Annotated in this window: 17 protein-coding genes; 7 read left to right on the top strand and 10 right to left on the bottom strand. The window is 40.6% G+C overall.

Going from position 1 to position 12,201, the window contains the following annotated elements; genetic code table 11:
* Nucleotides 1-47: 47 nt before the first annotated feature.
* Both SNE_RS13165 and SNE_RS03635 read left to right on the top strand, forming a co-directional pair.
* Complete coding sequence (locus SNE_RS13165; protein WP_013942976.1) at nt 48-206, top strand: hypothetical protein; 159 nt, start codon at nt 48-50, stop codon at nt 204-206.
* A gap of 59 nt (nt 207-265) precedes the next feature.
* Complete coding sequence (locus tag SNE_RS03635; protein ID WP_231919517.1) at nt 266-1,009, top strand: adenylate kinase; 744 nt, start codon at nt 266-268, stop codon at nt 1,007-1,009.
* Here SNE_RS03635 and SNE_RS12165 read toward each other — a convergent pair.
* Entirely contained in the window at nt 1,003-1,587 is a 585-nt protein-coding gene (locus SNE_RS12165) for a ferric reductase-like transmembrane domain-containing protein (RefSeq protein WP_013942974.1), read from the bottom strand. The genes SNE_RS03635 and SNE_RS12165 overlap by 7 nt on opposite strands.
* Before the next feature lie 19 nt (nt 1,588-1,606).
* Between SNE_RS12165 and SNE_RS12160 the strand changes: the two genes are divergently transcribed.
* Nucleotides 1,607-2,251 carry a phosphatase PAP2 family protein gene (locus SNE_RS12160; RefSeq protein ID WP_013942973.1) on the top strand — a complete coding sequence of 215 codons (645 nt, stop codon included), beginning with the start codon at nt 1,607-1,609 and terminating at the stop codon, nt 2,249-2,251.
* Here SNE_RS12160 and SNE_RS03620 read toward each other — a convergent pair.
* Entirely contained in the window at nt 2,190-2,774 is a 585-nt protein-coding gene (locus SNE_RS03620; RefSeq protein ID WP_013942972.1) for a hypothetical protein, read from the bottom strand. The genes SNE_RS12160 and SNE_RS03620 overlap by 62 nt on opposite strands.
* Nucleotides 2,771-3,433 carry a TrmH family RNA methyltransferase gene (locus SNE_RS03615; RefSeq protein WP_013942971.1) on the bottom strand — a complete coding sequence of 221 codons (663 nt, stop codon included), beginning with the start codon at nt 3,431-3,433 and terminating at the stop codon, nt 2,771-2,773. The genes SNE_RS03620 and SNE_RS03615 overlap by 4 nt, the downstream gene beginning before the upstream one ends.
* A 185-nt stretch (nt 3,434-3,618) precedes the next feature.
* Between SNE_RS03615 and SNE_RS03610 the strand changes: the two genes are divergently transcribed.
* Entirely contained in the window at nt 3,619-4,257 is a 639-nt protein-coding gene (locus SNE_RS03610; protein ID WP_013942970.1) for a CatB-related O-acetyltransferase, read from the top strand.
* Nucleotides 4,258-4,348: 91 nt separating this feature from the next.
* On the opposite strand, the gene SNE_RS03605 is transcribed toward SNE_RS03610, so the two are convergent.
* From SNE_RS03605 to SNE_RS12155, 3 genes are all read right to left on the bottom strand, one after another.
* The gene (locus SNE_RS03605) at nt 4,349-4,561 is read right to left on the bottom strand and encodes a DUF378 domain-containing protein (protein WP_041418750.1); all 213 of its coding nucleotides are present in this window, start codon (nt 4,559-4,561) and stop codon (nt 4,349-4,351) included.
* Between the two features lie 21 nt (nt 4,562-4,582).
* Nucleotides 4,583-4,789, bottom strand: a complete 207-nt coding sequence (locus SNE_RS03600; protein ID WP_013942968.1) for a DUF378 domain-containing protein — start codon at nt 4,787-4,789, stop codon at nt 4,583-4,585.
* 158 nt (nt 4,790-4,947) lie between these two features.
* A complete protein-coding gene (locus SNE_RS12155; protein WP_013942967.1) occupies nt 4,948-5,571 on the bottom strand; it encodes an SET domain-containing protein-lysine N-methyltransferase in 624 nt (207 codons plus the stop codon).
* A gap of 198 nt (nt 5,572-5,769) precedes the next feature.
* Between SNE_RS12155 and SNE_RS03590 the strand changes: the two genes are divergently transcribed.
* Nucleotides 5,770-7,368: a TROVE domain-containing protein gene (locus SNE_RS03590; RefSeq protein WP_013942965.1), complete on the top strand. Its 1,599-nt coding sequence runs from the start codon at nt 5,770-5,772 to the stop codon at nt 7,366-7,368.
* On the opposite strand, the gene SNE_RS03585 is transcribed toward SNE_RS03590, so the two are convergent.
* The 3 genes from SNE_RS03585 to SNE_RS03575 all read right to left on the bottom strand — a co-directional run bounded on the left by SNE_RS03585 (nt 7,365) and on the right by SNE_RS03575 (nt 10,273).
* Complete coding sequence (locus SNE_RS03585) at nt 7,365-8,249, bottom strand: hypothetical protein (RefSeq protein WP_013942964.1); 885 nt, start codon at nt 8,247-8,249, stop codon at nt 7,365-7,367. The genes SNE_RS03590 and SNE_RS03585 overlap by 4 nt on opposite strands.
* A 147-nt stretch (nt 8,250-8,396) precedes the next feature.
* On the bottom strand, nt 8,397-9,719 hold the full coding sequence (locus tag SNE_RS03580) for a hypothetical protein (protein ID WP_013942963.1): 1,323 nt from the start codon (nt 9,717-9,719) through the stop codon (nt 8,397-8,399).
* Complete coding sequence (locus SNE_RS03575) at nt 9,716-10,273, bottom strand: SLOG cluster 4 domain-containing protein (protein ID WP_013942962.1); 558 nt, start codon at nt 10,271-10,273, stop codon at nt 9,716-9,718. The genes SNE_RS03580 and SNE_RS03575 overlap by 4 nt, the downstream gene beginning before the upstream one ends.
* Nucleotides 10,274-10,389: 116 nt before the next feature.
* Between SNE_RS03575 and SNE_RS03570 the strand changes: the two genes are divergently transcribed.
* The gene (locus SNE_RS03570; protein ID WP_148258937.1) at nt 10,390-11,082 is read left to right on the top strand and encodes a thioredoxin family protein; all 693 of its coding nucleotides are present in this window, start codon (nt 10,390-10,392) and stop codon (nt 11,080-11,082) included.
* On the opposite strand, the gene SNE_RS03565 is transcribed toward SNE_RS03570, so the two are convergent.
* Entirely contained in the window at nt 11,079-11,732 is a 654-nt protein-coding gene (locus SNE_RS03565; protein ID WP_148258936.1) for a hypothetical protein, read from the bottom strand. The two genes, SNE_RS03570 and SNE_RS03565, sit on opposite strands and share 4 nt — an antisense overlap.
* 116 nt (nt 11,733-11,848) lie before the next feature.
* Between SNE_RS03565 and SNE_RS03560 the strand changes: the two genes are divergently transcribed.
* Nucleotides 11,849-12,118: a hypothetical protein gene (locus tag SNE_RS03560; protein WP_013942959.1), complete on the top strand. Its 270-nt coding sequence runs from the start codon at nt 11,849-11,851 to the stop codon at nt 12,116-12,118.
* The last annotated feature ends 83 nt before the right edge of the window (nt 12,119-12,201 follow it).

Genomic DNA, 12,201 nt, shown 5'->3' with positions numbered 1-12,201 from the left:
TTAAGCGTCAAGCACCATTTTGAAATCCATTTGATGAGGCGTAAGCTATGAAAAGAAAAGTTGTCAATCCTGATATCCAACAAAAAAAACGTCAACAGGCCGTGGAAAAAGAGCAAGAGCGGGATCTCAAAAAAGAACTCGACCAAGAGCGAGTCATCTACCCAAAAAAAATTCCTAAAAGACAGCCTAAAACAGGCCACAAATAATCGCGATCTGTGTTACACTTGGGCGGCATCTTTTCGAAAACAAGTTTAACTAGGGTTACATGAAAAGGATTCTATTTTCTATGTTTATCAGCAGTTTTTTAGCACTTGCAACCATCTTGGTTCCCCCTCTACACGCAGGAGAGAAAAAGCAAGAAACACGTGTACTCATCATGCTTGGACCTCCAGGAGCTGGAAAAGGAACTCAGGCCGCTGTTGTTCGCGACACTTTGCAGATTCCCCACATTTCAACTGGAGATCTCTTACGCGAAAACAGAAAGCAAGGAACAGAACTTGGGAAAAAAGCTCAAGCTTTTATGGATAAGGGACAACTAGTTCCTGATAACCTCATTCTAGACATGCTTTTTGCTCGCGTCTCCCAAGAAGATTGCCAAAAAGGGTACATCCTTGATGGGTTTCCTCGTACACTCGCTCAAGCAAAAGCTTACGATGAACGGCTAGGAAAAAGCTCAAAAGTGATTGCCATCAACCTCGACATCGCAGATGAAGAGATTATTGATCGTTTAACAAACCGCATGGTTTGTTCTTCTTGCAGTACACCCTATCACCGCATTCACTTTCCTCCAAAAAAGGAAATGACATGTGATAGTTGCGAAGGAACACTCGTGCAACGAGCTGATGACACTGAAAAAGTCGTTCGCAATCGACTCGATGTGTATCATCAACAAACAGAGCCGTTAATTTCTTACTATGAAAGTCAAAAGACCTTGCAAACTGTTGTGTGTAACCAATCAAAAGACAAAATCACAAAAGAGATTTTGTCCATTTTGAGACAAAGCTACTGATTTCTTCGAACGAAGAAATAGCAACCAATCTGGATGCAAACAAGTGGGAGAATGAGAACAAGCGCGTAAAAAGGCGACTTTAAATAGACGTGAATAAATACCGCAATTTCTCCCACATAAATTAAGCGATGTAATCCTTTCCATTTTCGATATCCCATCTTCTTGATACTCCAATTATTACTCGTGACTGCAAGCAAGAGCAAAATCAAAAAGGCAAACAGCCCTGGAATCACCACAGGATGCAAAAAGTAGTGGGGGTCAAACCACCCTTTTTTTTCGATTGCGCGTATGATAAAACAGAAAAAGTGAAAGCAAGCATAAAAGAAAACCGCAAGCCCAATTTCACGACGGAAACGATTGAAAAATTTAATGAAATGCCATTTTGGGAAAAAGCGATTGAGAGGTGAAAGAACCAAACTGAAAATCAACATTGAAAGTGTGATAAAACCCGATTGGATGAGAAGTTTTTTCCATGTTTTCTCTCCCCACATTCCAAACACAACCGGAATGAGTAAAAAAATCACCGCCGGTAATACTAAAGACCCTTCTATGAGATATTTCTTTACCCTTTTTTCCATTTTGAATATGGGTTAAATCATGAATCTAAAATCCAAAGCCTTCCTCATTCTGCTCCTAATTGTTTTTTCAATGACCATTCTCCTCGTCATTCTCTCATATTTCTTCGTAGATCGAGAAGTCTCAACTTGGGTCTATGAAAAGCAATTGCGTCGATTTGCTTTTCTCAACTGGTTTTCTGAAATTGCAAAGTATCTTAACGCTCTTTCGGCTTTTAGCTTGATCTACTTTGGGATCAAGCGACTTTGGAAAAATGGAAAGATACCTGAGCAGGGACTTTTAGCTGTAGCACTTTCTTCCATTTTCGCAAGTGTCATCACCGATTCTTCAAAAGCATTTTTTGGTCGTTACTGGCCAGAAACCTGGATCCAAAATAACCCTTCTTGGATTCAAAATAAAGCCTATGGATTTCATTTCTTCCATGTGGGTTGGAGTTATTTCTCCTTTCCATCAGGACATACTGCCATCATTGTTGCTGTGGGAACGATGATTTGGCTTGTCTTTCCCAAATGGCGTCTTTTAAGTCTCCTCCTCATTACCCTAGAAGTGATGGGGCTTGTTGGCATGAACTTCCACTTCGTTGGAGATGTTATTGGAGGCGCTTTTATTGGCTGGCTAGTCGCTCTTTTTGTTTATCACTATTTAATCCCCAATCGTGCAACATGACATCGATGACAGATGGATCAATCGGATAAAGATAAGCTGAAAATGTCGCGAAATACTTAGCTTCTTCGTCTTCATCATCTTTAAAAAAGATGCGCGCTTTGGAAACAATTGCCCCATTTTCAAGCTGAATATTTTCCACTCTGACAATCACTCCTCCATCGGCGTCAAATTCTAAACACTCACGGAGCTCGGTCCAATCCCAAGGAAACCCGACAATTTCTCCTTCGCCAATAAATTCAGACTCGGGATTTGATGCTAAAAACTCATTGGGATCGTCTTGAGGAACAGCAACATGTTGAAAACTAAAAATCCCTTCTTCAGGAGAGACCAAAAGGCAAGAGTCGATGATCAGACCGTCCTCATTTAAACCGCTACGCTTCAGGAAGAAAATCCCAAAATGCTCAGGGTTATTTTCGTGAAGATACTGACACTTCATTTCCCCCATATAAAAAGCTTCTTTTGAAGGTTCTCCCCATAAAAAGGGTTGAAGGAAAACTGCAAACATCAACAGCATTTTTTTCATTGTCTACTCCTTTGTAAAATATCGTGGGCAACCTTGATCCCAATAGACCGCGCATAATAGCGAGCTTTTTCTTCTAGTTGCTCCTCATGATTCAAATCCCCTTCTGTTTTGCCTCGCATCATTTGGTACAAACTTAAACCAGCAGACACCGACAAATTAAAACTCTCGACCATCCCAACCATAGGAATGTGATACAGAAGATCACACATTGCCTTTGCTTCTGAAGTTAGCCCTTTTCTTTCATTCCCGAAAAGCAAACATAGAGGACGATCTTTCGGAAGTTCTTCTAAAGTAAGCTCTCCATCAAGCGAAGCTCCTGCAAGGATAAATCCTTTCATTTTTGAGCGAAATACTTCGAGCGTATTGTGCCGGTATAAATGAATCCATCTTGAACTCCCCCGCATCGTTGCCTTTCCTTGTCCTTTGACAAGTTGAGCATCGATAAGATGAAATTGATAAACCCCAAGAGCTTCTCCTGTACGCGTAACTGCTAGTGCATTGTGAATGTCAGCTGGGGCTTCTAATGCTACCTGCACACCTTTTACCCGCTTCTCAAGGACTTGATCAATCCTTACTTTTCTCTCTTCAGTGAGAAAAATGCTCAGTGCCTCGATAATCTTTTTAGGGGAAAATTTGATTAAGAGGTCTTCGAGCTGCATTCTATCATAACGGGTTATGAGACCTTCTTTTAAGCTATACTGAACCAAATTTCGAAGTTAGTTCAGTATAGCTTAAAAGAGAGTCTGAAGCAGTAACATTAGGACCTGCAGGCAATTAAAACAAGTTGAAAAAATCAATTCATCTCGCTATGCATTAGAGGAAATAAAGCAACAGTGAGTTGTAAATGATCGTCGGACCTGATCCTAACGAAAAGTTTCCAGTTAAATCACTTGGCAAAAAGCTCTGCTTTGTGAAAAACGTCCTTTCATCCCACAACTGTGATGTTGGAGACTATACTTACTACTACGATCCGCTTGGAGCTGAAAACTTTGAAGACTTGTGCATCATCAACATGTTTGAGCACAAAAAGACTCACCTGAAGATTGGGAAGTTTACTTGTATCGCTCCCCGTTCTCTTTTCATTTTAGACCGAGCCTACCGCAAACTCAAAGGAACCTCTTCCTACCCCTTTCAGTTGTTTGAGGAAGGTTGGCATGATGTAGGAGATTGTGGCACCGTTGCTTGGTGTGGGAATGTGGAAGTTGGAAATGATGTTTTCGTGGGAGCTCACTCTATTTTAATTCCTGGGGCAAAGCTTGGAGATGGAGTCGTTCTCGCTCCAAACTCTACAGTCATCGATGAAATCCCTCCCTATACAATGGCAGCTGGCTCACCTGCAAAACCCATTCGGAAAAGATTCAAACCCCGTGTCACGGAAGAACTCCTCTCGATTCGTTGGTGGGATTGGGATATAGAAAAAATCACCCGAAATATCCCCGCGATTCAAAGCACGGATATCGAGCTTTTAAAAAACGCAAAATAATCAGATATACTCAACCTACTTCAACAGTTGTTTGAATATAAATGATTCGAAACCTCTTTCCACTCCTTAAGAGGTCCCGAACCATGAATTATTATCTCTTTGCGCCCTTCTTCTTCTTGCTGTTTTTCCAAGAAATGAGATGATAAATCATCGATAAACCGAAGATCACATAAATGATTCGAATGATCCACTCACGATCAAATACATAGGTCACTAAGTTCAAACGATATAGTCCAATAAACCCCCAAACAATACCACCGATTACTAGTAAAAGAATGGCTAAACTATCGAGCTTCTTTAGCATTTTCTGACTCCTCCACATATACTAACTTGATTTCCAACGTTTTTGGATAGACTTCCAGCCAACAGCTTGATAAATCGCAGAGGCGCCGATTAAAACGTAAATCAAACGGTCTAACCAAGTTCTACCAACAAAGTATTCTACAAGATTGAAATCGAAAAGGCCAATCAATCCCCAGTTCACCCCCCCTAGACAGAGCAAGAAACAAACAAGAATATCTAATTTTTTCATGGATATAACTCCTACACAGATCTATTTGTCCTAAACCTCTAATTAATCAATCAAGACCTTTATGTAAAGAGATAGAATCGATTTTTTAATAATTAATTTAAATGTTTGATGTTTAAATAAATCTAAGAGATCTACTCAAACAACTTCAAAAATTAGATTTATAAGGAAACAAACTTCCGTTCAGTCCAATATTCATCGCCATATGAATATAGGAGCTGCCGTCCTTTCCTCACTCCGAAACGCCCTGTCGTAAAGACTACCCTTGGCCCTTCATCAATATAATGCTCCCAGGGAATGACATTGGTCGCTCCCTTGGCAGGATCTCCATGGTTCATGAACCGAGTCCAATTCCCCTTGTGCATCGCATCAATAGAGTAGTCCTTATATTCTGAGAAAGAAAACGTACTATCATGATCAGGGTCAATGTCCTCATCGAGCATTAGGACACCTGTATAATGATGCAAAGTCGAATAAGGAGGAATGTCTTCTGTTGCAAAAACCCCGTATCCTACTTTTGGACTAATATAGCGGATAGTGACCCGACGGCAATACCTTTCATCTGTCCCATCGATTTCAAGCTGGCGAAAGAACGCATCAAGCCTTTCACCCCGATACTCGGAGATGATTGGTTTTGCTTTTGGAAGAAATTGTTTCCATGAGCGTTTAAAACGAGCGGCAACATTTGAATCGACTTCAACATCATTTAAATATTGAATCTGAGTTTTAATTCCAAATCTTTCTTGAAAAACCACATCATACCCTTTGCGTAATACTTTAGTCATACTTACGCTATTATTCTAATTAATTAAAAAGGGCAAGCATACTTGAAAAAAAACCGATTTGCAGGAATAATGATAGTCGCTTTGAGCCGAAGTGTTAAGGTTATCGGGGTCAGAACAGCTGGTTTTCAGCGCTGGACGTCTCTTGTAGACTTTCCTTGATACAATCCTTGCTCAAAGCGTTTTTTTTTCAGAGGGAAAATGAACATTAAGTACTCACAGCATTTTAATCTCAGGAATCCGAAAACACCTCAAACTGAAGCTGCTTATGGAGCAACATTAAACAATGCAGGCGGCTATTCTTTTGAGTTAGATCGATGGCAAAAATTAGATCGCTTTCTCATTTTAGGAACAGAAGGTGGAACGTATTATGTCACAGAAAGAAAACTGACCCAAGCGAATGCCAAAAATGTTCAGGTGTGTATTCAAACCGATGGAATCCGAACTGTTAAGCAAATTGTAACAATTAGCCAGTCAGGACGTGCTCCAAAAAATGATCCGGCTCTATTCGCTTTAGCAATGTGCGCAAGTTTAGGAAATGAAATAACCCGCAACGAAGCCTTGAAAAGTCTTTCTCTTGTTGCACGTACAGCAACGCATCTTTTCGTCTTTGCAGAGTACGCACACGCTTTTCGAGGATGGGGGCGCGGATTAAAAAGGAGCATTGGAAATTGGTACAGTGAGAAAGAGCCAGATTTTCTCCTTTACCAAATCATGAAATATCAAGAGCGAAATGGATGGTCCCATCGCGACCTTCTTCGTCTGAGCCACCCTAAACCTGTTTCTTCAAAGCATCGAGCCCTTTTTAGTTGGGCTTGCTCTCAAGGTAAAAAAGAAAAACAAGAAGAAGCGATTCAAAATTTTGAGCAACTTCAAGCGACTCACCAACTTAAGCAAGAAACTTCTCTTAGAAACGCTACTGAGCTTATTTCTAAATATAAGCTTCCTAGAGAAGTCATTCCCACAAATCTTCTCAATAAAAAGGAAATCTGGGATGCTCTTCTAAGAGACATGCCCATCACCGCGCTCATTAGAAACCTTGGAAAAATGACAAAAATTGGCCTCCTCCAAGAGCTCTCTAAGGCTGAAGATTTTGTCATCGAAAAACTAACAAGTCGTGAACTCCTAAAAAAAGGAAGAACCCATCCACTCACCATCCTCACAGCCCTCATGACCTATACAAAAGGAAATGGCTTTCGAGGAAAATTAGCATGGAAACCCAATGGGCGAATTTCTGAAGCTTTAGAACAAGCTTTTTACACCTGTTTTGAACATGTGATCCCTACTCATAAACGTTTCATGATTGGAGTCGATATCTCTGCTTCCATGTTTTGGGGCAACCTTGCAGGGTCACCTATGACTCCAGGGGATGCTGCTGCTGCACTAAGCCTTGTGACTAAATCAACTGAAGAGCGTTGTATCATAAAAGCTTTTAGTCATGAATTTATCGATCTACCCATTTCTAAATCCATGCGCCTTCAAGAAGTTATTTCTCTGATGAGAGCTCATGGATTTGGAAGAACAGACTGTTCCTTACCCATGGTTTTTGCTAAAGAAAACAAACTCAATGTGGACGCTTTTCTCATTTTGACAGACAACGAAACTTGGGCAGGAGACATTTATCCATCTGAAGCTCTGCGTGATTACCGCGCTTCATCTGGGATTGATGCAAAGCTCATTGTTTGCGGAATGCAGGCAAATGCTTTTAGCATCGCCAACCCTAACGATCGAGGAATGCTAGATGTCGTAGGTTTCGATACAAGCACACCAAATATCATATCAGACTTTATTCGTGATTAAATGAGTTCTTCTAGAACATTCAAAGAACGGAAAAGAAGTGCACCATCTTTTGAATGGCGATCTATCAATTCTCGGTTGAGAGTGGAAAGATTCCAATAAATTTTCACAATCTCTTCGCGACTTGGAATGACTTCAGGATCTAGTAAAAATGGAATGAGTCGCTTTAACATGAACTCATTGATACTATGTGCTGCCTTTTGACAAAGCCTTACATCTGATAGATCTAAAGAGCCTTCTCGATAGTTGAGAAGATTATAGTAAATTCGATCACTTGTCATGAGATTGAAGAGAAAGTGCTTCACTAATGTTACAACACCTTCTTCTAACGCCCCATCAAAGTCGAAAGGATCAAGAGTTTCTTTGAGCTTTACAATTTTTTTCAAAAGCTCGCGCATTGCTTCGCGCAACTCTGGAGTTTTCATATAATACATTGCAGGAACCAGATACCGATCAAAAAAGGCTAACAGTTCTCCAATCAATTGACGTGTTTGATTTTCTTTTAGATTACCTGAGCTTAATTCCGAAATCTTCTTTGTTAAGGCATGTTCAAAAGTCTTTTCAATTAGAGGATGAATGGATTTTTTGAAAGGCTCAAGCTTTTGAGAAAGGGCTTCGATCTGGCGAGAAATTGGTGCATTATCATAATTGTGTGCCAAGAATTGACAGCTAATTTGACCCAAGCGCTTTTTTAGTTGCCCATATTGTTTCCTTTCTTCTTTCGAGAGCTTTGATGGAACATGGTCGACAGCATCTTTCACGAGTTTTTCAATGAGTAAAAGGTTCCACTCTCCAACCGCACGATTGGAGCTTGCGTAGCAAACCCTATCTGGGTCTAGCTTCAGCAACGTAGATAGACACTTTTTCTCAGCTAAATCACTCATAATAGATTCTCCTAATCTAATTATAATGATTTATTAATAAATAATCTACGATTTTGTAAAAATTATTTTAATACCAAGACTTTTAAAATAAGATATTTATATTAAAACAACAAATATTTAACATAGAATGATTTATGACCCAAACCTTTAAGAAACAGATTCATTGAACCACTTGGTTTCGAGTCTTGTCATCGACCGACCTTCTGTCATTTGAGTCAGATAAGCCCTCGCGTCCTTCCTTCGCTTAGCCCCCACAAGGCATTTGAAATAGGTCTGACGGAAGAGATCAACCTGAGCGTCACTCCCTCCAACAGCCCCCACCTCTCCGATCATGGGGTCAAAGTACTTGAGAGCAGTCTTATAATCCTGATTTGCAAAGGCTAATGCTCCATAAATCAAGGGAAGCCCGATCCCCTTCCAAACCTTCTGATCTTCTCCTCTCTGAAGCTCTGCAAACCGAAGAATCGAACTTAGACCTTCCTTCACTTCGTCTTTTTTGCCTCCTCTCTTCAAGGCATAAAAAAGCTGCGCATTTACAAACGGAATTGAGCCAAAACTTGCCTTCTCGCCAATAGCATCTGCTAACCCTTCCCATAAAGTAGTTACATCTTGCTGTTCCAAATCAAAACGCCAAAGAAGCGAAGCCAAATCGACCTCTTCCCCAATCATACTCACTTTAGATTCCCACTTTGCTCTCTTTACCACATCTAACGACTCTTCAAAATCGAGATTTTCCAAATACATAAGAGCCAAATGCCACATGTTATGTGATTCGATGAGCCGGCCCGACTTTTTCCAAATAGGAACATACGATTCAAGCGCATCAATTCCCTTATCAATCGCTCCTCGATTGATGTAAACATGACAGAGGGTATGGTGAGCCCAAGAGTTGAACTTATCGAGATCAAGCGCTCGTATTGCCTCCTTTTCTGCAGCATCCAATTGGCCAGTTAATTCAAGTGCAAACGAATGCATCGAGAGAAACAAAGGATCATCTTTCCATTTGGGATAATAAGCATCTGTCAAAGTTAAAAACCTTTTTCCCTCATACTGCTGCCCCTTACAATAATAAATGAATTCGGTTGCCTTAAGGGCCACTAAATCGTTGCGCCATTTCAAGCAGTGTTTTTCCAAATGATTCAAACATTCCGACAAATGGTCTTGATACCATAGATGGAGGGCTTCATAAAAACTCTCTTCCCTTTCCGACACATGATGAGCTAAGAGTGCTTGCGCTTTTTGCAAAAAAAGGCGTGCCTTTTCACGCGGCTTTTCTGCTTGACCATAGAGGTAAAAAAGAGCCGCATAAAGCTGCAAGAGATAGTTATCCGGATGACGCTCAGCTGCATTAGTGATATCTGCAATCTCTGCCCCTAGACGGAGAAGTTGATCAGTAAAATGATCGATCGCATCGATGACTTCAGTTTCACTTGTCGTGACGAGATTTCCTAAACGATCCTTGAGATTCACGAATTGATTTCCCCCAAGAGCTTCGTCACAAGCTTTTTCGGGTCCCTCTCTAATATAAGTAACTCTAGCGAGTCAGGGTCTAATCTCTCTACAAGAGCCGAAACTTCATCGGCAATTCCTCCCGAGCCAACTAAAACACCAATTGGCTTCCCCATGTCGACCAAGTTCGTCACTTCATTAAGAGTTCCCCACTTTCCACCAATCACAATCGCCCCATCACAACTTGCTGTCGACAAGACATTCCGGTATTTCTTGGAAACACTCAGAATTTTAGCGAAAGGAAACGTCTCAGGAACAAAGATCATCTTATCATAAATCGAAATGTCATCATCCGGAGTGAGCTGAAGTTGCTCCTCATAGTTTCGCACGGGAGAAAAGCCCCACTTTTGTTTTTCACTGGCTGCTGCCGCAACAGCATAGGGCAATCCTGAACAAGCACCTGTCATGAGCAGCACATCGTGCTCATTGAGGGCTTGTCCCAAATGCACAGCTTGGGTCAACACTTCAGAGCTTTCGATTTCTGACGAACCAAATATTCCAATTCTAACTTCCATGATTTCCTTTTAATCAGAAAAGAAACAAGGATCAAATTATTTTTTTAATTTTATCCAAAATTGCGTAAAAAGTTTTTCTTTTGGTAGAGTTTGTTTTCATTTTTTTAGGTGTTCACATGAAAAAGCTTCTCTTCTCCCTTGGCTTCCTGCTACTTCTACCATTGCACAGTGCAGAACTTGACCAATTCCAATGGGGCATGAAAAAGTATCTTACGGTCCTTGAAAAAGGGATGCAACTTTGTGAGCAGCAAGGCTATGCCTACTTTAAAATGGAGCATTGCCTCTTTAGATCGGACGATGGGAAAGAACTTTCATTCAAAGACATCATTCGCGATCCTTCAGGGAAACCCTATGAAGAAAGAACGTCTTCGTACACCTTTACGCTCTATCTCTATAAAGACAAACCAGACGACCTCTCAGCAGTCGATGTGAAAAAACACAACCTGCTCAAAAAACTTGCTTCAAAGCCAACAGATATTAGTGCGCAAGGTGTGAAAGAAATCCAATCTGAAAAGGAGCTTTTGCGTGAAATCGAAATAAGCGAGAGCCCCATCTACATCAAATGCTTTTCCCCAACATGCCCCCCTTGTGGACACCTAGCTTCCTTCTTTCAAAACTGGGCAACCGTACATGCTGACAAAGGGAAATTTCTCGCAGTTGATCTTAATAAAATGCCAACATTCCGTGAACGGTACCAAGTCGATATCATGCCAACCCTTCTCATTTTCAATGAAAAGGGAGAACTGATCGACCGCTACTCTGGACTCAGTGACATTGGCCTCTTTATCGAAGTTCAGCTTAGCTCCTAGAAAAGTCGAGGCGTTAGTCCTAAGCGGGTTGTCACCATGAGAACACTCAAAGCTATTCCCAAAACGCCTAACCCTACAAATCCTACAAAATTTCGCACATCCACAGACATAAATTTGGCTTTATAATCTGAAGGAACATCACCCCAAACCTTATCTAAACCCCCATTTTTTTCTAACTCCTTTAACCAAGAATCTAAAACACGCACAGTTACATGTGCAAAGGTACAAAGAGCGATAGCACTTCCCACTAGGTAGGGAGCAATTTGACGGGTAGAAAGTTTAACTGCAGCATAGGGCAAACGTGCAACAGCTGCAAAAAGAACTCCAGCAAGAGCGCTGACATGCCACGAAGCGATCATCCCCCAGGCAATCGCGTTTAAGTTTGGATCCAGTGTCATGATGGGACGCTTGTCAAGTTTCTGCCCATCCCACACATGTCCAAATGTGAAATATTCAATGCAATCACGGCAGGCAACCATGTCATTAATCGTAGCATAAAAAATTCCTGTAAGCGTTGTTCCCCCAATCATACGAACTGATTCCCATGGAGCCAAAAGACTCGCTCCAGCAAAAGCTGTTGCAGCGCAAGCAGTGTAAACAATCAATTTATATTCTGGATTGACAAAATTTTGATTAATAGCAGACATCATTCCACCTTAATTAATAAAAAACTTGTAGGATTTTACTCCTAACAAATGTTTTTTTTCAAGTGGAAATAAATGAATTCATTATATATTATTTTTACAAAAAATTATGGAGATTATTTATGAAAATTTTAGATTCATCTAATAAAGTGGTTTTTCATATTGATCCAGCAAATAGAATTCTTGAATATTTCAACAATGAAACACTCTGGCTGGACCTTAATAAGGGAGTCTCTATCCCACCCTATGCTCAAAGCAGCTTTGAAGGCAAAGAAGTCATCTTCCCCCCTTGCCCTGATGATGCTCCTGAGCTTTATGAGCTCTTCGAACAGGCCGTTCAATTCCGTTTTACTAACGAGTATCAAAAGCACGGTTTTTGCATTGTTAAATAGCTTAAAATAAGTGATTTACTCTATTGTTTAAATTAATAAGTTGATATGATATAATAGACACCAATAAAAGAAGGAGGAGACAC

The sequence above is a fragment of the Simkania negevensis Z genome, assembly GCF_000237205.1.
Lineage (GTDB): Bacteria > Chlamydiota > Chlamydiia > Chlamydiales > Simkaniaceae > Simkania > Simkania negevensis.
The sequence above is the reverse complement of the archived record's forward strand: the minus strand, read 5'-3'. Positions and strand labels throughout refer to the sequence as shown.